At 60.3% G+C, this 23,612-nt stretch carries 21 protein-coding genes; 11 read left to right on the top strand and 10 right to left on the bottom strand.

Annotated features, from left to right (window positions below; all coding sequences use genetic code 11):
- Positions 1 to 11: 11 nt before the first annotated feature.
- Together rssC and rssB are read right to left on the bottom strand one after the other, a co-directional pair.
- Positions 12 to 494, bottom strand: coding sequence for an anti-sigma factor antagonist RssC (gene rssC, locus YA0848_RS03540; protein WP_003172602.1), 483 nt, complete (start codon positions 492 to 494; stop codon positions 12 to 14).
- Positions 494 to 1,675: a two-component system response regulator RssB gene (gene rssB, locus YA0848_RS03535; RefSeq protein WP_034096499.1), complete on the bottom strand. Its 1,182-nt coding sequence runs from the start codon at positions 1,673 to 1,675 to the stop codon at positions 494 to 496. Before rssB ends, rssC begins: the two co-directional genes overlap by 1 nt.
- 277 nt (positions 1,676 to 1,952) lie before the next feature.
- Between rssB and YA0848_RS03530 the strand changes: the two genes are divergently transcribed.
- Complete coding sequence (locus YA0848_RS03530) at positions 1,953 to 2,249, top strand: PilZ domain-containing protein (protein ID WP_034112472.1); 297 nt, start codon at positions 1,953 to 1,955, stop codon at positions 2,247 to 2,249.
- A gap of 62 nt (positions 2,250 to 2,311) precedes the next feature.
- Here YA0848_RS03530 and YA0848_RS03525 read toward each other — a convergent pair whose 3' ends face one another.
- Positions 2,312 to 3,001 (bottom strand): MlaA family lipoprotein, encoded by a 690-nt coding sequence (locus tag YA0848_RS03525; protein WP_034096497.1) that lies wholly within the window; start codon positions 2,999 to 3,001, stop codon positions 2,312 to 2,314.
- Between the two features lie 196 nt (positions 3,002 to 3,197).
- Here YA0848_RS03525 and YA0848_RS03520 point away from each other — a divergent pair, with 196 nt between their 5' ends.
- A complete protein-coding gene (locus YA0848_RS03520) occupies positions 3,198 to 3,806 on the top strand; it encodes a hypothetical protein (RefSeq protein ID WP_034096496.1) in 609 nt (202 codons plus the stop codon).
- Positions 3,807 to 3,916: 110 nt separating this feature from the next.
- Positions 3,917 to 4,183, top strand: coding sequence for a DUF4404 family protein (locus YA0848_RS03515; protein ID WP_034096495.1), 267 nt, complete (start codon positions 3,917 to 3,919; stop codon positions 4,181 to 4,183).
- A gap of 136 nt (positions 4,184 to 4,319) precedes the next feature.
- On the opposite strand, the gene queF is transcribed toward YA0848_RS03515, so the two are convergent.
- Together queF and copI are read right to left on the bottom strand one after the other, a co-directional pair.
- The gene (gene queF, locus YA0848_RS03510) at positions 4,320 to 5,150 is read right to left on the bottom strand and encodes an NADPH-dependent 7-cyano-7-deazaguanine reductase QueF (RefSeq protein WP_169867494.1); all 831 of its coding nucleotides are present in this window, start codon (positions 5,148 to 5,150) and stop codon (positions 4,320 to 4,322) included.
- A 68-nt stretch (positions 5,151 to 5,218) separates the two neighbouring features.
- Positions 5,219 to 5,737, bottom strand: a complete 519-nt coding sequence (gene copI / locus YA0848_RS03505) for a copper-resistant cuproprotein CopI (RefSeq protein ID WP_040267649.1) — start codon at positions 5,735 to 5,737, stop codon at positions 5,219 to 5,221.
- Positions 5,738 to 5,893: 156 nt separating this feature from the next.
- Between copI and YA0848_RS03500 the strand changes: the two genes are divergently transcribed.
- Together YA0848_RS03500 and YA0848_RS03495 are read left to right on the top strand one after the other, a co-directional pair.
- A complete protein-coding gene (locus YA0848_RS03500; protein WP_034096492.1) occupies positions 5,894 to 6,574 on the top strand; it encodes a heavy metal response regulator transcription factor in 681 nt (226 codons plus the stop codon).
- Positions 6,571 to 7,926, top strand: a complete 1,356-nt coding sequence (locus YA0848_RS03495) for a heavy metal sensor histidine kinase (protein ID WP_169867493.1) — start codon at positions 6,571 to 6,573, stop codon at positions 7,924 to 7,926. Before YA0848_RS03500 ends, YA0848_RS03495 begins: the two co-directional genes overlap by 4 nt.
- 99 nt (positions 7,927 to 8,025) lie before the next feature.
- On the opposite strand, the gene YA0848_RS03490 is transcribed toward YA0848_RS03495, so the two are convergent.
- From YA0848_RS03490 to YA0848_RS03480, 3 genes are read right to left on the bottom strand one after another with little or no spacing between them, the layout of a single operon-like run.
- Entirely contained in the window at positions 8,026 to 9,270 is a 1,245-nt protein-coding gene (locus YA0848_RS03490) for a lipoprotein-releasing ABC transporter permease subunit (RefSeq protein WP_167416529.1), read from the bottom strand.
- Positions 9,271 to 9,328: 58 nt separating this feature from the next.
- Positions 9,329 to 10,012, bottom strand: a complete 684-nt coding sequence (gene lolD, locus YA0848_RS03485; RefSeq protein ID WP_162830773.1) for a lipoprotein-releasing ABC transporter ATP-binding protein LolD — start codon at positions 10,010 to 10,012, stop codon at positions 9,329 to 9,331.
- A 7-nt stretch (positions 10,013 to 10,019) separates the two neighbouring features.
- Positions 10,020 to 11,270 (bottom strand): lipoprotein-releasing ABC transporter permease subunit, encoded by a 1,251-nt coding sequence (locus tag YA0848_RS03480; protein ID WP_034096489.1) that lies wholly within the window; start codon positions 11,268 to 11,270, stop codon positions 10,020 to 10,022.
- Between the two features lie 94 nt (positions 11,271 to 11,364).
- Between YA0848_RS03480 and YA0848_RS03475 the strand changes: the two genes are divergently transcribed.
- Entirely contained in the window at positions 11,365 to 11,949 is a 585-nt protein-coding gene (locus tag YA0848_RS03475) for a PilZ domain-containing protein (protein WP_034112467.1), read from the top strand.
- Between the two features lie 43 nt (positions 11,950 to 11,992).
- On the top strand, positions 11,993 to 12,715 hold the full coding sequence (locus YA0848_RS03470; RefSeq protein ID WP_034096487.1) for a glycerophosphodiester phosphodiesterase: 723 nt from the start codon (positions 11,993 to 11,995) through the stop codon (positions 12,713 to 12,715).
- Positions 12,716 to 12,757: 42 nt separating this feature from the next.
- Here the strand turns inward: YA0848_RS03470 and sthA are convergent, their stop codons facing one another.
- On the bottom strand, positions 12,758 to 14,152 hold the full coding sequence (gene sthA / locus YA0848_RS03465) for a Si-specific NAD(P)(+) transhydrogenase (protein WP_034096486.1): 1,395 nt from the start codon (positions 14,150 to 14,152) through the stop codon (positions 12,758 to 12,760).
- Positions 14,153 to 14,367: 215 nt separating this feature from the next.
- Between sthA and YA0848_RS03460 the strand changes: the two genes are divergently transcribed.
- Positions 14,368 to 14,901, top strand: coding sequence for a chalcone isomerase family protein (locus YA0848_RS03460; RefSeq protein ID WP_040267645.1), 534 nt, complete (start codon positions 14,368 to 14,370; stop codon positions 14,899 to 14,901).
- Positions 14,902 to 15,072: 171 nt separating this feature from the next.
- Here the strand turns inward: YA0848_RS03460 and YA0848_RS03455 are convergent, their stop codons facing one another.
- Entirely contained in the window at positions 15,073 to 16,536 is a 1,464-nt protein-coding gene (locus YA0848_RS03455) for a glyceraldehyde-3-phosphate dehydrogenase (protein ID WP_034096484.1), read from the bottom strand.
- Between the two features lie 340 nt (positions 16,537 to 16,876).
- Here YA0848_RS03455 and mfd point away from each other — a divergent pair, with 340 nt between their 5' ends.
- Genes mfd through YA0848_RS03440 form a run of 3 tightly spaced genes read left to right on the top strand, consistent with a single transcriptional unit; the run spans position 16,877 to position 23,607 of the window.
- Entirely contained in the window at positions 16,877 to 20,326 is a 3,450-nt protein-coding gene (gene mfd, locus YA0848_RS03450) for a transcription-repair coupling factor (RefSeq protein ID WP_034137408.1), read from the top strand.
- 11 nt (positions 20,327 to 20,337) lie between these two features.
- Positions 20,338 to 20,904: a CsiV family protein gene (locus YA0848_RS03445; protein WP_034096482.1), complete on the top strand. Its 567-nt coding sequence runs from the start codon at positions 20,338 to 20,340 to the stop codon at positions 20,902 to 20,904.
- A 9-nt stretch (positions 20,905 to 20,913) separates the two neighbouring features.
- Positions 20,914 to 23,607, top strand: coding sequence for a DEAD/DEAH box helicase (locus YA0848_RS03440; protein ID WP_034096481.1), 2,694 nt, complete (start codon positions 20,914 to 20,916; stop codon positions 23,605 to 23,607).
- The last annotated feature ends 5 nt before the right edge of the window (positions 23,608 to 23,612 follow it).

Genomic DNA, 23,612 nt, shown 5'->3' with positions numbered 1-23,612 from the left:
TAGGCAGAGGCTCAGTGGCGCTCTAGGGCGTTGACCAGATCGTGGAAGGCTTCGCGATTGGATTCGTTGAGACCCATCAGGATCTTGTGCGCCTCCAGCACCTTAACCCGCACCACTTCCTCGGACTGGTCCTGAGAGGGCAGGTCAGTCAGGCATTCCGGGCAAGGTATCGGGCGATCGACGATGTTGAACACCTGATCGAAGCCCATGGATTGCAATAGACGGGTGATGTCCTCGTGGGTCGTCACCACCGTCGGCAACAGGCCGACCTTCTGGCGCGACAGAATGGACAGCTTGGCCAGCAGCCCCAGCGTGGTGCTATCGATACTGCGGGTTTCGGTCAGATCGATCACGATCGCCGAGAAATTCAGCGCAGTGAAGATCCGCTCAATCGTCGCATCCAGCGCCGAACACAAGGTCAGGCGCACTTCACCGACAAACTTCAGGACAAACGTCCCGTCTTGCTCGGCGAATTGGATTCTTCCGGTACTCATCAAAGATTCCTGCTCAACACCAGTAGGGCGATATCATCCGGCATCTCCCCCAGCGTGGCCAATCCAAAAACCTGCCGCAAGCCATCCAGGCTGCCGCCCGCCGACTTGACCCGTTGGGGCAAGGCAGCTTCTTTCTCTTTGAGTGTAGGCTCTGGAAGAAGATCCAAAATGCCGTCGGACATCAGCGTAAGACTGAACGTCGGCGGCAGTTCCAGAATATGGTCTTCGTAGGTGGCTTCATTGAACAAGCCTACGGGCAGGCCACGGCCTTCCAGGTAACGCACACTGTCGGGAGTGTATAAAACAGGCATCGGCAGGTGACCGCCGATACTGTAGGTCAAAAGACCAGTTTCTTCGTCAATTACGCCGCCGACCATCGTCACATGCTTGCCCAGCTTGCAGCTGATCAGGCCTCGATTGATGTGGCCCAGTACCTGTGACGGAGTGAACTCCGGCAAGGTGCCATTGCGTTTGGATTCAAACAACAGTCGTGTGGTCATGAACTTCAACAGCACGGTCACAAAGGCGGATGAAGCACCGTGGCCGGACACGTCCGCCAGGTAGAACGCAACGCGGCGCTCATCGACGCGGAAATAGTCGACAAAATCTCCCGACAGGTACAGCGACGGGATGATCTGGTGGGCAAACCGGAACTCATCGATCGTCCACGGGCTTACCGGCAGCATGTTCATCTGTACCTGACGACCGGCGTTCTGGTCTTCCTGCAGCAGATTCAGGCTGGCTTCCAGCTCGCGGTTGGCGGTTTCGAGCTTTTCACGGTAGCGCTGGTTTTCCAGCAGCAGACGCGCACGGTCCAAGGCACGGCGTACCGAGTGCTCCAGCACCGCCAGGTCTTCCAGGGGTTTGATCAGGTAATCGGCGGCGCCCAAGCGCAAGGCTTCGACGGCATCATTCATCACGCCAGCGCCGGACACCACAATCACCGGCGTCTGCGGCGCCAGCTCGGTGACTTGGCGAATCAGCTCAAGGCCACCCATCTGGGGCATGCGCAGGTCGCAGATCACGAGGTCGGGCTTATCGCGCTCGAACACCTGGAGACCCTGTTGGCCATTACTGGCCTGCAGGACGCTGAAGCCACTGTCTTCCAAATAGGCCGCGAGGCTCGCGCGCACTACTTCGTCGTCATCGATTATCAGCAGCGTGGCACTGGTTTTTTGCATGTGGGCAAACGGCGCCAGAATTAGGTTGGCGTAGGCGGCGCGGCAATGGCCGGGCTCATACTACTGGATTCGCTTTCTAGCCTCTCTGTCCTACAAAGCATAGGCCTTTTGCCCACGCACAACTGTAAAGCAGAGGTGCCCTTCTAAGGCGCAGACGGTACTCCCATCCGCCAGGTGTTTCAAGCTCATGCCGATGGTCGCCGGGCGTCTTTACACCGCAAATCACCGGGAGTTATAAGAACAGCCAAGACCACAACACAAAGTAAGGATGAAACCGATGAGCGACCGAGAGCGCGACTACGCCGAAAAACGCGATTTCATCCGCATGCGGGTGGATACCAATGTGTCTTTGATCCACGCAGGCCAGGAAATTGAAGGTGTTTGCCTGGACCTTTCCAGCTCCGGTATGCAGGTGCAGGCGCCTCGTCAATTCAGCGTCGGTGACCTGCTGAGCGTGCGCATTGACTCCGAGCACGCAGCACTCAAGGGCCTTGAAGCCGATACCGAGGTGGTTTGGGTCAACGCGCAAGACGAGCAACAGAAGCTGGGGCTCAAAATCTTGAAAATGAGCTGAAAAGCGCGCACAAAAAAGGCGACCCTACAGAGGTCGCCTTTTTCATTTCAATATGTCACAGCTTAAAAGTCGTCAACCACCTTGCCATCTCGAACCTTGAACTCGCGGTTCTGCAGGTAAGCATTGCGGATGAAGGTGTACTTGTCACCGGTGATCAGCTTCTCGCTGTCGAGCAAGCTGGCACGGGTGTCGATGATGTTCAGGCCCATGGTGCTGTTGCGCCAGTCGATATCGTTCATATAGCGATACGGCTGGGTGTAGCTATCGACATACTTGGACGGCGCATCACGCAGCGTACTTGGCCCCAACAGTGGCAGCATCACGTAAGGACCGCTGCCCACGCCCCAGTAACCCAAGGTTTGGCCGAAGTCTTCGTCACTGCGTTGCAGCCCCATTTTGGTGCCGACATCAATAAAACCCAGCACGCCAAATGTGGTGTTGACCAGCAAACGGGCCGTATCCACACCTGCGTTATGGGGCTTGAGTTGCAGCACGTTGTTGGCCAGGTTGCCGACATCGCCGATGTTGCGGAAGAAGTTATGGATGCCGTCTTCGACAAATTGCGGGGTGATCCACTGATAGCCTTGAGCCAAAGGCTTGAGGGCGTAGGTATCAACCGTGTCGTTGAATGTGAAGATCGGGCGGTTGATGCTTTCCCATGGATCGTCTTCCGATGCAGCCTGTACGGCGAACGGCGCCAGCATCACAGTGGCACACACCGACAGCTGAGCGAAATAATGGCTCCAGCGCATAGCTTTAGCTCCTTGAATGGTCTGTCATGGGCGCTATGCCCTGAATAAGGCCGTTAGTATATGACGGAAGTATCCAATTAGGCAGCCGCTAGGAAACGACATACGCAAAATGGACAAAATTCCTACAATTAAATAAAGCTGTCATCGCCTTGTCATCCCGTCTCGATAGCGTTTGAGCTATTTCAGGGACGTCGACATGCCACACGCCGAAATTGCCAACGCCAGCGCTCCTACCCTGACTGCCGTGTTGTTCGGCCTGAGTGGCTGCCTGGTGGACTTTGGTTCCCAGGCGCGCACCGATTCATCGTCGCCACACTCCCAAGCCACCCCAGGCGCTCTGAACGTCCTACGCAGCCTGAAGGAACAAGGCGTGCCGTGCGCCTGGTTGGATGAGCTGCCTCCTACCGTGACCACGCCATTGGCAGCCGTACTGCCGCGCTGGCTCAAGGCCGCGACGCCCTCCCCGATCCGCTGGCCGGCGCCCCATGCCTGCTGGCAAGCCTTGATGGAGTTGAATATCGAGCGCTTGGAAGGCTGCGTACTGGTCAGCGGCGAGCCGCGCCTGTTGCAGTCAGGCTTGAATGCCGGACTGTGGACCATCGGCCTGGCCTCCTGCGGCTCGCTGTGCGGCCTGGCGCCCGAGCAATGGCAAGCGCTCAGCGAACAGGAACGCGAGTACAAGCGCGGTAAAGCCACCGTGGCGTTGTATGGGCTGGGCGTGCACTCGGTGATCGATCACCTCGGCGAACTCGGCACCTGCCTGGCGGACATCAGCCTGCGCCAACTCAAAGGCGAGAAGCCCTGATCGAGATCATGCACAGTCGCCGCCAGTGAATTAATCTACGAGTAAGTCCGTAGACCTTTCCCGGCGTGCCGCGGTCTATGCCAGTGCCTATCGATAAAAGGAAGAATGTGATGCCTGATCGCGAGAAGTTAAAACAGCAGGCCGATATTGTGAGCAAACAACTGGAAGAGCATCCAGATTTGCCCCTCGAAAAGCGCCAAGCACTGGAAAAACTGGTTGCCGATTTGAATTTTCAACTTCAAATGGAACCGGGCGCCCAGTCACCCAGCATTGCCGACGATTTCAACAAAGCGGCGATCGAGTTTGAATCCAGTCATCCCGGGCTGGCTGGAGCGTTTCGCAATATAGTCACTACCCTGGGCAGTATGGGCATCTAACCCGAGCCCAAGCCGAACCCAAGACCAAATGTGGGAGCTGGCTTGCCTGCGATACCGGCGTATCAGTCACTGGATAAATGACTGAAAGATCGCAATCGCAGGCAAGCCAGCTCCCACAGTATTTTTGGATAAAGGCTTACTGACGCGCGAGCCTCATGTTTAAGAACTGAGTATTCTCGGTGCTTCGATATGGGTTGATGTCCAACCCACCCCGCCGCACATACCGTGCATACACCGTTAGCTTCTCCGGGTTCAGCAAACGTTGCACATCCAGGAAAATCCGCTCCACGCACTGCTCATGGAAGTCTGAGTGCTGGCGGAAGCTCACCAGGTATTCCAGCAAACTGGCGTGATCTAGCGCCGCCCCCCGGTACTCCACCACCACGCTGCCCCAGTCCGGCTGACTGGTGACCGGGCAATTGGACTTGAGCAAATGGCTATGCACGCTCTCCTCGACGGTGCGCGATGCATCGCAGCGCAGCAGCTCTGGGCGCGGATGTTCGTAACTGCTGACCTTGATATCCAAATCGTCGATACATACACCCGGCAGCGCCTGTACGCCTTCGGCTTCAACATCGGCCAGGCTGCGGATGCGCACGCCCACCGGTTTGCCGGCGGCCGCGCTGAGGTCGGCGCGCAGGGTCGCTTCCAGGCTCTGGCTATCGGCAAAAGCACTCTGGTTCAACGAGTTGAGGTACAGCTTGAAAGACTTGGATTCGATGATGTTCGGCGAATCGGCGGGGATGCTGAATTCACCGATGGCCACCACCGGTTTGCCCGATGGCAACAGCCACGACAGCTCGAAGCAGTTCCAGAAATCCACGCCTTGGTACGGCAGGGTTTCGGCGCTCAGGCCCAGCTCGGCCCACTTGGCGGCGCGGGGAATCGGGAACAGCAACGACGGAGTGTAAGTGGAGATGTATTCACTGGACTTGCCCAGCGGCGAATGTTCGGCTGCGGGATGCATGGCGGAAACCTGGCTAAATAAACCGCGCCAGTCTAACAGCCTTGCCCCCGCCTTTGCGCCTCAGCCGCTCACTGGCTGACGTTGACCTTACCCACCATGCCGGCCTGATAGTGGCCCGGTAGGTTACACGCGAACTCCAGGCCAGTGGCTTGCTTGAAGGTCCACGTCAGTTCAGCCGTCTTGCCCGGCTCCACCAGCACGCTGTTGGGATCGTCATGTTTCATCATCCCATCGTGCCCCATGGCGCTGTGGTCCATTTTTCCCATGCCGGTGGCGGTGAGCATGCCGCTGGCCTGCATCTGCAACATTTCCTTCTGGTGCTGTGCATGCATCGCCGCGTCGCCCAGGTTGAATTCGTGCAGCAGGTTGCCTTTGTTGACCAGTACGAAACGCACCGTCTCACCGGCCTTTACATCGATGGATGCTGGCGAGTAGGCAATGTCCTGCATCGTCACTTCCACGGTACGCGTGGCTTTGTCGGCCGGCGCCGGCTGGCCGAACGCATAGGTGGAAGCACCATCGGCCAGCGCATTGAAGCTCAACGCCAACAGGCAGCCCGCCAATAGCAGGGGTGTACGCAATGCCATCGCTATTCTCCAAAAAAATGTAATCCGCTTGAGACGCACTCTAAGATGGCGCCGCTGCCAGCCAGCTGACTGCTAGATTACAACTTTGTCAGGTTGCGCCTTTGCCCTGGCGCCCACGGTATAAAGCCCTTCGTTACTCGTTGCCTAGAGCCGCCCATGAAACTGCTGATCGTCGAAGACCAACCGAAAACCGGCCACTACCTGCGCCAGGGCCTGGCCGAGGCAGGTTTCACCACCGAATTGGCGATCGATGGTACTACCGGGCAGCACCTGGCATTGTCCGGTGACTACGACCTGTTGATCCTCGACGTCATGCTGCCGGACCGCGACGGCTGGCAAATCCTGCAAGCGGTGCGTGCCGCCGGCCTGGAAGTGCCGGTACTGTTCCTCACCGCGCGTGACGCCGTGGAAGACCGCGTGCATGGCCTGGAACTGGGCGCCGATGATTATCTGGTCAAACCGTTCGCCTTTTCCGAACTGCTGGCCCGCGTGCGCAGCCTGTTACGACGCGGTAGCAGCACGCCCCAGGAGACTGCGCTGCAGTTGGCCGACCTGCGCCTGGACCTGATCCGCCGCCGCGTCGAACGCGACGGCCAACGTATCGACCTGACGGCCAAGGAATTCTCCCTGCTCGAATTGCTGCTGCGGCGCCAGGGCGAAGTGCTGCCCAAGTCGCTGATTGCCTCCCAGGTGTGGGACATGAATTTCGACAGCGATACCAACATCATCGAAGTGGCGATCCGCCGTCTGCGCCTGAAAGTCGATGACAACTTCCCCAATAAACTGATCCACACCGTGCGCGGCATGGGCTATGTGCTGGAGGAGCGAAGCAATTGATCCGACGCCTGTCCCTGGCCAGTCGCCTGGCGCTGTTGTTTGCCGCCTGTACTGCGGTGGTCTCGTTGTTGGCCGGCGTGCTGTTCAATCGAGCCAGCGAGGCGCATTTCCTGGAGTTGGACCAGCAACTGCTAGACAGCAAACTGACTGCGCTACGCGGCACCCTGCAAGGCGTCGATTCCCCGCACGCGTTCGCCCAACACCAAGCCCCTTTACAGGCCGAACTCAGCCGCCAACCGGACCTGGCGCTGCGCATCACGGCCGCCGGCCAGCGCTGGTTTGACAGCACAGCGAACCTGACCCTGCCGGAATCGCCCGGCCTGCATAGCCTGCGACTGGCCGGCACGGACTATCGGGTGCTCAACACACCGCTGATTGTGGGCCAGGCCGATTCGCCGCAACTGAGCCTGCTGCTGGATATCACCCACCATCAGCATTTCCTGCAACGCATGCAACAGTTGATCTGGCTTACCGTCGGCCTCTCGGCACTGGCCACCGCCCTGCTCGGCGCCTGGGCTGCGCGCAGCGGGTTGCGGCCTCTGCGGCGCATGGGCGAAGTCGCGGCCAGTGTGTCGGCCAACTCCCTTACCCAACGCCTGCCCCAGCAACATATGCCCGCCGAACTGGCGGAACTGGCCCAGGCCTTCAATGCCATGCTCGGTCGCCTGGATGACGCATTCCAGCGCCTCTCGGCGTTCTCCGCCGACATCGCCCATGAACTGCGCACGCCGCTGTCGAACCTGCTGACCCACACCCAGGTCATCCTCACCCAGCCGCGCCCGCTGGAAGATTATCGCGAGGCGCTGCACAGCAACCTGGAAGAACTGCAATGGATGGCGCAGTTGGTCAACGACATGTTGTACCTGGCCAAGGCCGACCATGGGTTGCTCACGCCCAAGCGCGAGCCCCTGGCGCTGGCGGATGAAGTGGAGGCGCTGCTGGAGTTTTTTGCGCTGCTGGCCGAAGACGCCAATGTGCGCCTGGTGCGTGAGGGCGCTGCCCAAACGCGCGGCGATCGCGGCATGTTGCGCCGGGCGTTGTCGAACCTGCTGGACAACGCGCTGCGCTTCACCCCGGCCGGGGGCGAAGTGCGGGTGACGATGCTTGAGGATGCGCACGGGGTGAGGTTGGCGGTGGAAAACACTGGCGATGGCATCCCGGCGCCGTTGCTGCCGAGGTTGTTCGACCGCTTCTATCGGGCAGATCCAGCGCGGCGCGAAGGCAGCAGCGAGCATGCCGGCTTGGGCTTGGCGATTACCCAGTCGATCGTGCGAGCCCATGGGGGGCGGATTTTTTGTGAATCCGCGGCTGGAGTGACAAGGTTTGTGATTGAGTTGCCCAGGGTAAATTGATGCAAGACAGGCCGGCTCTATCGGGGGCAAGCCCCCTCCCACACCTTGAACGCCGTTCTTATGTGGGAGGGGGCTTGCCCCCGATAGCGGTCCAAATAATTACGAATATCTCAGCGCATGTGCCGGCTCGATCTTCGCCGCGCGATACGCCGGGTAGATCGTCGCCAGAAAGCTCAGCACAAAACCGGCCGAGCAGATCAGCAGCACGTCGCCGCCCTGCAGCTCGGAGGGCAGGTTACTGACAAAATACACATCCGAACTGAAGATATGCTGCCCGGTCACGCGCTCCAGCCAGCCCACCAGTTCGCTCACGTTCAGTGCCGCGATCACGCCGAGTACGCCGCCGATCAAGGTGCCGACGATGCCGATCACGGTGCCCTGCACCATGAAAATCGCCATGATCTGCCGCGGCGTGGCGCCGATGGTGCGCAGGATCGCGATGTCCGCGCCCTTGTCGTTCACCACCATGATCAACGTGGCGATGATGTTGAACGCGGCCACGGCGACGATCATCAGCAGCAACAGGCCGATCATGGTTTTTTCCATTTTCATGGCGCTGAACAGGCTGCCCTGGGTGTGGGTCCAGTCATCGGCCTTGTAGCCCGCGCCCAAACTGGCGGCGATATCCGCCGAAACCTTGGGTGCCGCGTACAAGTCTTTCACCGCCAGACGCACGCTTTGCACCTGGTTGGGCTGCCAATGCTGTATCTCGGCGGCGTCGGCCATGTTGATCAGCGCCATGGAACCATCCAGCTCGGCGCCTACCTTGAAGATCCCCACCACATTCAACCGCTGCATGCGCGGGGTGATGCCGCCCGGCGCGCTACTGAGTTCCGGCACGATCAGGGTCAGCTTGTCGCCCACATTGAGGCGGAAACGCCGCGCGGTGATCTCACCGACCACCACGCCGAACTCGCCGGGCCTCAAGTCTTCCAGTTTGCCGCGCACGATATGCTGGGCCACGATCGACACCTTGCCTTCCTGGGCCGGGTCGACGCCGCTGATTTCAATCGGCTGCATGGCACCCTTATAGGAAAACATGCCGTCCATTTGCGTGAAAGGCACTGCGGCGGTGACCTGCGGGTTCTTCATCGCCGCGGCGGCCACTGGCTGCCAATCGTCAATGGGCTTGACGCCGACAATGGTCGCATGGGGCACCATGCCGAGAATGCGCGAACTCATTTCGCGCTGGAAGCCGTTCATCACCGACAGCACCACGATCATCGCCAGTACGCCGAGGGCGAGGCCGATCATCGAGGTCATCGAGATAAACGAGACAAAACGGTTGCGGCGCTTGGCGCGGGTATAGCGCGTGCCGATAAAAATCGATAACGGTCTGAACATTCGCGGGCACCGTTGGAAAAATAGAAAACCCGGCATCATGCGCCGGGCTTGAAACAGGTCAGATGGCGACCAGATGACCTTCCTGCAAGTGCAACACGCGGTCCATCTGCCGGGCCATGCTCATGTCATGGGTCACCACCAGGAACGCGGTGCGCATCTGGGTGCTCAGTTCCAGCATCAGGTCCTTGATGCCCTGGGCAGTGTGCGAATCAAGGTTGCCGGTGGGCTCGTCGAGCATCACCAGGCCCGGGTTGTTCACCAGGGCACGGGCAATGGCCACACGCTGACGCTCGCCGCCGGACAACTCCGCGGGTTTGTGCTCCAGGCGATGGCCGAGGCCGACACGCTCCAGCAGCGCCGTCGCACGTTGACGGGCCTCGGGGATCGCGGTTTTGCCGATCAGCAATGGCATGCACACGTTTTCCAGAGCGGTGAACTCCGGCAACAGGTGGTGAAACTGATACACAAAGCCCAGCGAGCGGTTGCGCAACTGGCCACGGGCTTTCTCACCCAGGGCCGACAACTCTTCACCGGCCAACCAGACGCTGCCCTGGGACGGCGTATCGAGGCCGCCCAACAGGTTGAGCAAGGTACTTTTGCCGGAACCGGAACTGCCGACGATCGCCACGCGCTCGCCCGGATGCAGTTCAAGCTGCAGGTTGGACAGCACCACCACGGACTCCGGGCCTTCCTCGTAGGATTTGCCCAGGTTGCGGCAGCTCAGGATTGCTTTTTCACTCATGCCCGATTCACTCATAACGTAAGGCCTGTGCTGGCTGGGTACGTGCCGCGCGCCAGGCTGGATACAGGGTGGCAAGGAAACTCAGGACCAACGCCGCGCCGCCTACCATCAACACGTCCTGGGTCTGGACCTGGGACGGCAGATAGTCGATGAAGTAGACGTCGGCGTTAAGAAACTTGTGGCCGATCAGGGTTTCCAGTGCGGCGATGGCCGCGCTGACGTTCAACGCAGCAAGGATCCCGACGGCGGTGCCGATCAAGGTACCGACCACGCCGATCACGGTGCCCTGCACCATAAAGATCGCCATGATCTGACCCGGCGTGGCGCCGAGGGTGCGCAGGATGGCGATGTCGCCTTTTTTATCGTTCACCACCATCACCAGGGTGGAGATGATGTTGAACGCCGCCACGGCAACGATCAGCAACAACAGCAGACCGATCATGGCTTTTTCCATGCGGATGGCCTGGTACAGGTTGCCGTGGGTGCGGGTCCAGTCGCGGGCGTAATACTCGGACTCGCCCAGGTGCTGGGCAATTTCCCAGGCACCGCGCGGGGCGTCGAACAAGTCACTGAATTTCAGGCGCAGGCCCTGCACCTGGTCCGGCTGCCAGCGATGCAGGCGCGCCAGGTCGGTGAGATTGGTCAGACCGAGGTAGCCGTCGATCTCGCCAGCGCCGACGTGGAAGGTGCCGACCACGGTAAAACGCTTCATGCGCGGAAACATGCCGGCCGGGGTCACGGTGACTTCCGGGGCGACGAAGGTGAGCTTGTCACCGATACCCACGCCGAGCTTGGCCGCGGCCTTGTCACCGATAACGATGCCAAAACTGCCCGGGGCCAGGTCGTCGAGCCGGCCCTGCAGCATAAACTGGTCGATGATCGAGACCTTGCGTTCCTGAGCCGGGTCGATGGCGTTAAGCAGGATCTTCTGCACCTTGCCGTCGTTGGTCAGCAACCCCTGCATCTGGGTGAACGGCGCAACGGCCACGACCTTGGGGTTCTGCTTGACCTTATCGGCCAGGCTTTGCCAGTCGCTGATGGGCTCGCTGGCTTCGATGGTCGCGTGGGGCACCATGCCCAGCACGCGGGTGCGCATCTCATGATCGAAACCGTTCATCACCGACAGCACCACAATCATCACGACCACGCCCAAGGCGAGCCCGATCATCGAGGTCAAGGAAATGAACGACACAAAATGATTGCGACGCTTTGCACGGGTATAACGCGTGCCGATAAATACGAAGAGAGGTCTGAACATGTCGGGGCTTGTTCGGAGGAAAAGAAGACGTCCCGGTGGCGGGGTCTGGTAAGCAGCTTTACACTCAGACCATTACCGCCAGCAGGGGTTCGCCATGACGACATTAGATGAAGAAGAGCGCCGCGAATACTACCGTATCGACGACATGATCGCACTTCAAATCAAAAGCCTGTCTGCCCCTGAAGCAGCGGGCAAGGAAGTATTGCTGGATGATTCACCGCTGTTCAACCTGCTCAGTGAATTGCACTTGAGCGAATTCGAAGCTCAGCACCTGTTGCGCCAGATCAGCGAGAAAGATCGAAGCCTGGCGGCGTTCCTCAAAGTCCAGAACAAACGCCTGGACCTGCTCAGCCAAGTCATGGCGCTCGGCCTGCTGGACGAAGTGGGCGCGCCGCAGCCCGTGATCATCTCCGAAGGCGGCATCGACTTCCAATACCCCTCATCCTTGACTGTGGGTGCCCACCTGGCGGTCAAGCTGGTGCTGATGCCCCAGGCGCTGGGCCTGTTGCTGCGCGCCAAGGTCACCCATTGCGAAGCCAAGGGCGACGGCTTCGACGTCGGCACGGAATTCGAATCCATGACCGATGCCCAACGCCAGTTGCTGGCGCGCTACATCCTGCAAAAACAAGCCCAGGAGCGGCGCCTGGCGCGGGAAAAAAGCGACGCCCAGGCCACCTGAATTCGTATACACCCGCCGGACGACCTGGCGAAAAGGAGCAACTGTGACCCTGATTTACGGCCATCGCGGCGCCAAAGGCGAAGCACCGGAAAACACCCTGACCAGCTTTCAGCAATGCCTCAAGCACGGCGTACGCCGCTGCGAACTGGACCTGCACCTGTCCATGGATGGCGAGCTGATGGTCATCCACGACCCGACCCTCAAGCGCACCGCCGACCGGCGCGGCAAGGTGGTCGAGTATTCGGCGGCCGACCTGGTGAAAATGGACGCGCGCAAGGGCGGCCCGGGCTGGGTCTCGCCCTGCCCTATCCCGCGCCTGGAAGAACTGTTCGAACAATGCGATTTCGATCACTGGCAACTGGAAGTCAAAAGCGCTTCGCGCACCCGCGCCGCGACCACTGTGTTGGCGATCCGCGAGATGGCGGTGCGCTTCGGCCTGATGGACAAGGTCACCGTTACGTCCAGCTCAAGGGAAGTGCTCAAGGCGGCGGTGGAACTCACCCCGGACCTGTCACGCGGGCTGGTGGCAGAATACGCCTGGCTCGACCCGCTGAAGGTCGCGCAGAACTATGGCTGTGAGTACTTGGCATTGAATTGGACGTTGTGCACACCCGAGCGCCTGGCCAAAGCCCAACGCCAGGGTTTGCACGTATCCGTGTGGACGGTCAACGAACCCGCGCTGATGCGCAGGCTCGCCGACTTCGGCGTAGATAGCCTGATTACAGACTTTCCCGGTTTGGCCACTGCCACCCTCGGGAATTACTGAAATCGGTCTCCCCGGCCGGCTCAGGCCACCGGCCGGAGCCGCTCAAAAAAGCCGGTTGAGGCCGTCGTAGGCCGCTACCCGATAGGCTTCGGCCATGGTCGGGTAGTTGAAGGTGGTGTTCACAAAATACTTGAGGGTATTTTGCTCACCTGGCTGGTTCATGATGGCCTGGCCGATGTGCACGATCTCCGACGCCTGGTAGCCGAAGCAATGCACGCCGAGGACCTCCAGGGTTTCACGGTGGAACAGAATCTTCAGCATGCCTTGCGGCTCACCGGCGATCTGCGCACGCGCCATGCTCTTGAAGAACGCCTTGCCCACTTCGTAGGGCACCTTGGCCTTGGTCAGCTCGTGCTCGTTCTTACCAATGGAGCTGATTTCCGGAATCGTGTAGATGCCGGTGGGCACGTCGTTCACATAGCGCCAGCTGCCGTTATCGACGATGCTGCCGGCGGCCGAACGGCCCTGGTCATGGGCGGCACTGGCCAGGCTAGGCCAGCCGATCACGTCACCGGCGCCATAGATGTTGGCCACGCAGGTACGGTAATTCTCGTCCACTTCGATCTGGCCACGGTTGTTGACCTTGACCCCGATGTTTTCCATGCCCAGCTTATCGGTGTTGCCGGTACGCCCGTTGCACCACAGCAAGGCGTCGGCCTTGATCTTCTTGCCGGACTTGAGGTGCAGGATCACCCCGTTGTCCAGGCCTTCGACCCGCTCGTACTCTTCGTTATGGCGCACGGTGATGTTGTTGTTGCTGAAGTGGTAACTCAACGCCTGGGAAATTTCCGAGTCGAGGAAACTCAGCAACTGATCGCGGTTGTCCACCAGCTCCACCAGTACACCCAGGCCACTGAAGATCGACGCATACTCACAGCCGATCACGCCGGCACCGTAGATGATCAGTTTGCGCGGGGTGTGGCCCAGGCTCAGGATGGTGTCGCTATCGTAGATACGCGGGTGATGGAAATCGATATCCGCCGGGCGATACGGGCGCGAGCCGGTGGCGATGATGATGTGCTTGGCCACCAGTTTCTCGACCACGCCGTTGGAACACACCACTTCAATGGTCTGCTCGTCGGCGAAGCTGCCGGTGCCGAAGAACAGGTCGACACGGTTACGGGCGTAGTAACCGGTGCGCGAGGCCACCTGCTTGGAGATGACTTTCTCGGCGCTTTTCAACACATCCGGGAACGAAAACCAACGCGGCTCACCAATAGCCCGGAACATCGGGTTGGTGTTGAACTGCATGATCTGGCGCACCGAGTGACGCAAGGCCTTGGACGGGATGGTACCCAGGTGGGTGCAGTTACCGCCGACTTGGCGACGGCTATCGACCATCGCCACCTTGCGCCCTGCCTTCGCGGCGTTCATCGCCGCACCTTCTCCAGCTGGGCCGGAACCCAGTACCACCACGTCGTAGTTGTAGACAGCCATGCGTACTCCTCAGAACAGGCCAGGCGTACGGTAGGACGCCGGGCTAAATCATGCCGCGGCCAGCGGTCATGAAGGACAATTTGGCTCAAGTGTGTGAACCGGGGCACAGTCTATATAAGGCTCAACGCCGCGCACATTAACCCTTGGTCGCGTCATAGGCCAGTCTTGCCATACTACAGGACGCAAATCAGCGCCGATTTCAGGATGAGCCCATTATGCGACAACTATTGTTTTGTTTAATGCTGATGGTGTCGATCACGGCGCACGCCAGCGATGCGCAGCGCCTTAAGCAAGCTGGCTTCCCGGCACAGGTCGAAGGACTGACGCGAAAAAACCAGGCGGTGCTCAACTATCTGTGGGCAGACGTGTATGCCGCAGCGCTGTATGCCCCGGCAGGGCTCAGCGCAAGGCACGCCTGGGACCAGCAGAAAGCCTTGCGCCTGACGCTGTATTACTTTCGCGACATCGACCGCAGTGACGTGATCAAGGCCGCCACGACCACCCTGGCGCGCCAACACGCCAACGCTCGATTAAAGCCGGAACTGGATAAATTGCACGCCAGTTTTCGCGACATCCGCAACGGTGATCGTTATGCCCTGGATTTTCATCCCGGTCGCGGTTTGAAGCTGGAGATCAATGGGCAGGTGGTTTTCAGCAGTGTTGATGATGAACTGGCGAGGGCCTACCTAGGCATCTGGCTCGCGCCCGGGGGGTTGTCGGACAGTTTGCGGGATCGATTGCTGAATTGATGTGTCGGCTGCACCACCACTATCGGGGGCAGCCCCCTCCCACCTTTGAATATATTCACAAATCAAACTGTGGGAGGGGGCTTGCCCCCGATCAGGCACCCCAGGCCACACAAAAACCTGGCCACAAAAAAGCCCCGAACCAGTCGGGGCTTTTTCATTCAGCGCAGAGGCTTAGCGCGGAAACGCAGGCGGGTTGACCCCGGCCATGTCTTCCATCACACGCACCACCTGGCAGCTGTAACCGAACTCGTTGTCGTACCACACGTACAGCACAACGCGGTTGTCCTGGGTGATGGTCGCTTCTGCGTCCACCACACCGGCGTGGCGCGAGCCGACGAAGTCGGTGGACACCACTTCCTGAGAATTGACGAAGTCGATTTGCTTGTGCAGATCGGAGTGCAGCGCCATGTAGCGCAGGTACTCGTTCATCTCTTCGCGGGTAGCGGCTTTCTCAAGGTTCAGGTTGAGAATGGCCATCGACACGTTAGGCGTCGGAACACGGATCGCGTTGCCGGTCAGCTTGCCGGCCAATTCAGGCAGGGCCTTGGCAGCGGCGGTGGCGGCACCGGTCTCGGTGATCACCATGTTCAACGCGGCGCTACGACCACGGCGATCGCCTTTGTGGAAGTTATCGATCAGGTTCTGGTCGTTGGTGTACGAGTGAACGGTTTCAACGTGACCATTCACGATGCCGAACTTGTCGTTGACGGCCTTGAGCACCGGCACGATGGCGTTGGTGGTGCAGGACGCGGCAGACACGATCTTATCGTCAGCGGTGATTTCAGCGTGGTTGATGCCGTGCACGATGTTCTTGAGCTTGCCCTTGCCAGGCGCGGTCAGAACAACGCGAGCGATACCTGGGCACTGCAAGTGCTGGCCCAGGCCCTCGGCATCACGCCATACACCGGTGTTATCCACCAGCAGGGCGTCCTTGATGCCGTACTGGGTGTAGTCCACCTCGGTCGGGTTCTTCGCGTAGATCACCTGGATCAGGTTACCGTTGGCGGTAATGGTGTTGTTTTCTTCGTCGATGACGATGGTGCCGTTGAACGGGCCGTGGACCGAATCGCGACGCAGCAGGCTGGCGCGCTTGGTCAGGTCGTTCTCGGCGCCTTTGCGCACCACGATGGCACGCAGACGCAGGCCGTCGCCGCCACCGGTTTTTTCGATCAGGATGCGCGCCAGCAGGCGGCCGATACGGCCAAAGCCATACAGCACGACGTCGGTGCCCTTGCGAGCGGCGGCGTTTTGCTGGCCAACCACATCGGCCATTTCCTCACGCACGAACTGCTCGGCGCTACGGCCGTTGGCTTCGGTACGGAATTTGTAGGCCAATTTGCCCAGGTCTACCGAAGCCGCGCCGAGCTTGAGCTCGCTCATGGCCTTGAGCAGGGGGAATGTTTCGTGGACGGAGAGTTCGCTGTCGTCGGCAGAACGATGGCGAGCAAAGCGATGCGCCTTGAGAATCGCGATGACTGACTGGTTGATCAGGCTGCGGCCATAGATCGAACTCACCACATTGTTATTGCGGTAGAGCTGACCGATGAGCGGGATCATCGCTTCTGCGAGTGCTTCACGGTCGATCCATTCACCAAGACACTGGTCGGGCTTCTGAGTCACGGGAACCTTCCACATGTAGGGGCTGAAAAAAGGGGCTACATTATGACGCCCGACCGCCCTCGGAGCAATGCGCCGACCACAACAAAAAGGCCTCGCGAAAAAAAGCGACCCCGCTGCAGCCCAGTAAATACGCGGCTTTCAGAAGGCCACCATTGGAACGCCTCGGGCGACTTGTCCGTAACCCTCCGAAAACCCCACGCGTTTTGGCACTACATATTGAGTCAAAACACCGCTTTGTTTGTCTTAGCCACTACATTTCCTACAAACCGTAATAGGCTCAGTCAGCAACTGACAGGCGGCACCTGGGGCCGTTACAATTACCGACTTTGTCGCAACGCTTGGAGCTCAACCTTCCGTGCCCGTTCTGCGTCTACCGCAACTCCCTGCCGCGGCAGGTAAACAGCACTGGGGCAACCTGCCCGGTGCCGCCCTGAGCCTGGCCATCGCCGAGGCTGCCAGCGCAGCCAAGCGCTTTACCCTGCTGCTTACCGCCGATAGCCAAAGCGCCGAACGGTTGGAGCAGGAGCTGAGCTTCTTCGCCCCCGATTTGCCGGTGCTGCATTTTCCCGATTGGGAAACCCTGCCTTACGACCTGTTCTCACCGCATCAGGACATCATTTCCCAGCGCATCGCCAGCCTGTACCGTCTGCCGGAACTGGCCCACGGCGTGCTCGTGGTGCCAATCACCACGGCGCTGCACCGCCTGGCGCCGACCAAGTTCCTGCTGGGCAGCAGTCTGGTGCTGGATGTCGGCCAGAAGCTCGATGTCGAACAGATGCGCACGCGCCTGGAAGCCAGTGGCTACCGCTGTGTGGACACCGTGTACGAGCACGGCGAGTTCGCGGTGCGCGGCGCGCTGATCGACCTGTTCCCGATGGGCAGCAAGCTGCCTTATCGCATCGATCTGTTCGACGACGAAATCGAAACCCTGCGCACCTTTGATCCGGAAAACCAGCGCTCCATCGACAAGGTCGAATCGATCAAACTGCTGCCGGCGCGGGAATTTCCGTTGCAAAAAGATGCGGTGACCCGCTTCAAAGCGCGTTTCCGTGAACGCTTCGACGTCGACTTCCGCCGCTGCCCGATCTTCCAAGACCTGAGCAGCGGGATTACACCCGCCGGTATTGAGTACTACCTGCCGCTGTTTTTCGACGAAACCTCCACCCTGTTCGACTACCTGCCCCAGGACACCCAAGTGTTCTCGCTGCCGGGCATCGAGCAGGCCGCGGAAAACTTCTGGAACGACGTGCGCAACCGCTATGAAGAGCGCCGCGTCGACCCTTCCCGTCCTTTATTGCCGCCCGCCGAGCTGTTCCTGCCGGTGGAAGATTGTTTCGCGCGCCTGAAAAACTGGCCGCGGGTCGTCGCCAGCCAGCAGGACGTGGATGCCGGCAGTGGCCGCGAGCGCTTCCCCGCGCAAGCGCTGCCTGACTTGGCGATTGAAGCCAAGGCCAACCAGCCGCTGGAAGCGCTGTCCACCTTCCTTGGCGACTTCCCGGGCCGCGTGTTGTTTACCGCCGAATCCGCCGGGCGCCGCGAAGTGCTGCTGGAGTTGCTCGAACGCCTTAAACTGCGCCCGAAGAACGTCGACAGTTGGCCGGACTTCGTCGCGAGCAAGGATCGCCTGGCGATCACCATCGCCCCCCTGGACGAAGGCTTGCTGCTGAATGACCCAGCCCTGGCGTTGATTGCCGAGAGCCCATTGTTCGGTCAACGCGTGATGCAGCGTCGGCGCCGGGAAAAACGCGCGGACGCCAACAATGACGCGGTGATCAAAAACCTCACCGAACTGCGCGAAGGCGCGCCGGTGGTGCATATCGACCACGGTGTCGGCCGCTACCTGGGCCTGCAGACCCTGGAGATCGACAACCAGGCCGCCGAATTCCTCACCATGGAATACGCCGAGGGCGCCAAGCTCTATGTGCCGGTGGCCAACCTGCACCTGATTGCGCGTTACACCGGCAGCGACGACGCCCTGGCGCCGCTGCATCGCCTGGGTTCCGAGACCTGGCAAAAAGCCAAGCGCAAGGCCGCCGAGCAGGTGCGCGATGTGGCCGCCGAGCTGCTGGACATCTACGCCCGGCGCGCGGCGCGCGAAGGTTATGCATTCGCCGACCCGAAAGCCGACTACGCCACCTTCAGCGCCGGTTTCGCCTTTGAAGAAACCCCGGATCAGCAGACCACCATCGAAGCCGTGCGCGCCGACATGCTCGCGCCCAAGCCAATGGACCGCCTGGTGTGTGGCGACGTGGGCTTCGGCAAGACCGAAGTGGCCATGCGCGCCGCCTTCATCGCGGTGCACGGCGGCAAGCAAGTGGCAATTCTGGTGCCCACCACCCTGCTCGCCCAGCAGCACTACAACAGCTTTCGCGATCGCTTTGCCGATTGGCCGGTGACCGTGGAAGTGATGAGCCGTTTCAAGTCCGCCAAAGAAGTGAACGCCGCCGTCGCCGACCTGGCCGAAGGCAAGATCGATATCGTGATCGGCACTCACAAACTGCTGTCGGACGATGTGAAGATCAAAAACCTGGGCCTGGTGATCATCGACGAAGAACACCGTTTCGGCGTGCGCCAGAAAGAACAGCTCAAGGCCCTGCGCAGCGAAGTCGATATCCTCACCCTGACCGCCACGCCGATTCCGCGCACGCTGAACATGGCGGTGTCGGGCATGCGCGATCTGTCCATCATCGCCACGCCACCGGCGCGGCGCCTGTCGGTGCGCACGTTCGTGATGGAGCAGAACAAAAGCACGGTCAAGGAAGCGCTGCTGCGGGAGTTGCTGCGCGGCGGCCAGGTGTATTACCTGCACAACGACGTCAAGACTATCGAGAAATGCGCTGCCGACCTCGCCGAACTGGTGCCCGAAGCGCGGATCGCCATCGGCCACGGCCAGATGCGCGAGCGCGAACTCGAACAGGTAATGAGCGACTTCTACCACAAGCGCTTCAACGTGCTGATCGCCTCGACCATCATCGAGACCGGCATCGACGTGCCGAGCGCCAACACCATCATCATTGAGCGCGCCGACAAGTTCGGCCTGGCGCAACTGCACCAGTTGCGCGGCCGGGTCGGACGCAGCCATCACCAGGCTTACGCTTACTTGCTCACCCCGCCACGCCAGCAGATCACCGGCGACGCGGAGAAACGCCTGGAAGCCATCGCCAACACCCAAGACCTCGGCGCCGGCTTTGTGCTGGCCACCAACGACCTGGAAATCCGTGGCGCCGGCGAACTGCTGGGTGACGGCCAGAGCGGGCAGATCCAGGCCGTGGGTTTCACCTTATATATGGAAATGCTCGAACGGGCAGTCAAAGCCATCCGCAAGGGCGAACAGCCGAACCTCGATCAGCCTTTGGGCGGCGGTCCGGAAATCAACCTGCGCCTGCCGGCGTTGATTCCCGAGGACTACCTGCCGGATGTGCACGCGCGACTCATCCTGTACAAACGCATCGCCTCGGCCACCGATGAAGAGGGGCTCAAGGACCTGCAAGTGGAGATGATCGACCGCTTCGGCTTGTTGCCGGAGCCGACCAAGAACCTGGTACGCCTGACCCTACTCAAATTGCAGGCCGAGCAACTGGGGATCAAGAAGGTCGACGCCGGGCCCCAGGGCGGGCGTATCGAATTCGAAGCGCAGACGCCGGTCGACCCGCTGGTACTGATCAAACTGATCCAGGGCCAGCCCAACCGCTACAAGTTCGAAGGGGCTACGCTGTTCAAATTCATGGTGCCGATGGAACGCGCCGACGAACGCTTCAATACCCTGGAGGCGCTGTTCGAGCGCCTTATCCCGAAATCTGTTTGAAGGACGCCCCAATGCGCCTGTCCCGCATTCTGAGCCTGTTGTTAGTGATACTTGCGCCCCCGGCGTTTGCCGACAGCCCGTACCAGGTGGAAATGATCCTGGTGCGTCAGAACGCCGAACCGGTGATCTACAGTCGCGCCGCGCCGGAAACCTGGGATGACGGCGCTGAGCGCCTGGGCGACAAAATGAGCCCACCGCGCCTGAGCGCTATCGTCGACAAACTGCGTGGCGACGCCAACTACACGGTGTTGGCCCATAAGGCCTGGGAGCAGAACCTCGGCGAACAACCGGTGAAAATCGCCATCGCCGAGGGTAAGGAGCAGTTCGGCCAATTCCCCATCGAGGGCGTGCTGAACCTGCAACTGGGCCGTTTCACCGATATCGATGCGGATTTCTGGATCAACCAATTCGACAGCAACGGCAGCGTGGTCGCCAGCGAACACCTGGCGCAGAAAGACGTGCGCACCAAGAACAACCAGCTCAACTACCTGGATGGCGGCCATTTGGCGCTGCTGATCAAAATCACCTCACTGACCGCCAAACCGCCCAGCGCACCACCGCCCGACCTGCAGGACTGATCCAGCGCCATGCCCCTCACCCCGCCGTTGACCAAGCCCCTTGCCCCTTCATGGGCCAATCGCTTCAAAGAACAAAGCCTGGAGCGTGGGCGGCGTTATGCGTTGGAAAACCGCGTGCGGATTGTCGAGTCCGGCGACAGCACCATTATCGCCAGTTGCGAAGGCTCGGGCGGCAATGTGTACCGGCAGACCATTTCGCTGCGCGAGTCGGCCAAAGGCGCGCTGCTCCTGGTGGACAGCCGCTGCACCTGCCCCGTACACAGCAACTGCAAACATATCGCGGCTGTGCTACTCAAGGTTCAGGAAACCCTGGCCTACCCGGCGGCGGCTCAAGATGCCGAGTTGCTGGAAAAACTCCAGGCCGTGCTGGATAACCGCGTGGTCCTGCCGCAAGTGCTGATGGAGGACGTGCAACCGGTGCCGCGCCTGTGGCTGGCCAGCGCCGAGTTCAGCGCATTCGAACCGCGCAACGGCAAGATGCAACGCTATATCCAGCACCGCGCGGCACTGGCGTTCAACTACCTGGGTAACTACGTCAGCGGGCAAAAACACGCTGACATCATCGTGCGTCAAGAAACCCAAAGCCTGCGGATCAAGCGACACCCGGAGGTGGAACAGGCCTACCGCGAACAGCTGCGCCTGCTGGGTTTCAAGATCGCCACGCGTCAGAGCAAAGCCTTGCCGGAAAGCGCCGGCGAGCTGTTCGAGATGATCAACGACAGCGCCTGGCTGAATTTCACCCTCAACGACTCGCCGACCCTACGCGCCGAGGGCTGGGAATTGCTGCTCGACGACGATTTCGGCTTCGACCTCAGCGCGGTGGACGACTGGTACGCCACCGTCGATGAAGGCCCGGAACGTGATTGGTTCGACCTTGAGTTGGGGATTATCGTCAATGGCCAGCGACTGAGCCTGTTGCCGATCCTGCTGAACCTGATGCGCTCTCACACCGAAATCCTCAACCCGGAGAAGCTCGCACGGCGCCGCGACGATGAACTGATCCTGGTGAACATCCCCGCCGCGCCCAACGGCGACCATGGCCCCGTGCAGGTGGCGCTGCCCTACGGTCGCTTGAAACCGGTGCTGGCCACCCTTGGTGAGTTCTACCTGCAGGAACCGGGCAGTACTGCGCTGCGCTTGGCCAAGGCCGATGCGGTCCGACTCAACCCGCTGGAAGGCCTGCCTCTGCAATGGGAGGGCGGTGACAAAATCCGCAACTTCGCCCAACGCCTGCGGGACATCAAGGACTTCACCTGCGCGGCCCCCGAAGGCTTGAACGCGACGTTGCGCCCTTACCAGTTGGAAGGCTTGAGCTGGATGCAATCGCTGCGGCAATTAGAGGTGGGCGGCATTCTGGCGGATGACATGGGCCTGGGCAAAACCCTACAAACCCTGGCGCATATTCTCAGCGAAAAAAACGCCGGGCGCTTGGACCGGCCCTGCATGGTGGTGATGCCCACCAGTCTGATCCCTAACTGGCTTGATGAAGCAGCGCACTTCACCCCGCAACTGAAAGTACTGGCACTGTACGGTGCCGGACGTAAGAAACATCTCCCAAATTTGCAGGACTATGACCTGCTGCTCACCACCTATGCACTGCTGCCCAAGGACATCGAGCATCTGGCCACCCTGCCCTTGCATGTGCTGATCCTCGACGAAGCGCAGTACATCAAGAACCCGACCAGCAAGGCCGCCCAGGCGGCACGCGAGCTGAACGCACGGCAGCGCCTGTGCCTGAGCGGCACGCCGCTGGAAAACCACTTGGGCGAGCTGTGGTCGCTGTTTCACTTTCTGCTGCCGGGCTGGCTGGGCGATGTGAAGAGCTTTAATCGCGACTACCGCGTGCCCATCGAAAAGCGCGCCAGCGATGTGCGATTGCAGCACCTGAACGGTCGGATCAAGCCGTTTCTACTGCGTCGCACCAAGGAACAGGTGGCTACCGAACTGCCGCCGAAGACCGAGATCATCCACTGGGTCGACCTCAACGAAGCCCAGCGCGACGTGTACGAGACCATGCGCCTGGCCATGGACAAAAAGGTCCGCGACGAGATTACCCGCAAAGGCGTGGCACGCAGCCAGATCATCATCCTTGAGGCGCTGCTCAAGCTGCGCCAAGTGTGCTGCGACCTGCGCCTGATCAACGATGCCACCCTGCCCGCTCGCGGCAGCAGCTCGGGCAAGCTCGACAGTTTGATGGACATGCTCGACGAGCTGTTTGCCGAAGGTCGGCGGATCCTGTTGTTTTCCCAATTCACGTCGATGCTGAGCCTGATCGAAGCCGAGCTGAAAAAACGCGGCATTGCCTACGCACTACTGACCGGGCAGACCCGTGATCGGCGCACGCCGGTCAAGGACTTCCAGAGCGGCAAGCTGCAGATATTTCTGATCAGCCTGAAGGCCGGCGGTGTGGGCCTGAACCTGACAGAAGCCGACACCGTGATCCACTACGATCCCTGGTGGAACCCGGCCACGGAAAACCAGGCCACTGACCGTGCCTATCGCATCGGCCAGGAGAAACCGGTATTCGTCTACAAGATGATTGCGCGCGGCACGGTGGAAGAGAAAATCCAGCACCTGCAAAAGGAGAAATCCGATCTGGCGGCGGGGGTGCTGGATGGACGAACCACGGGTGATTGGCAGTTGGGCAATGAGGATATCGAGGCGTTGTTCGCGCCGTTGCCCAATAAGCAGGAGAAGCGGTGACGGAG

The organism is Pseudomonas sp. S4_EA_1b (assembly GCF_016307435.1).
Classification (GTDB): domain Bacteria; phylum Pseudomonadota; class Gammaproteobacteria; order Pseudomonadales; family Pseudomonadaceae; genus Aquipseudomonas; species Aquipseudomonas rhodesiae.
Note: the sequence above shows the minus strand (reverse complement) of the source record. Positions and strands in the feature narration are given on the sequence as shown.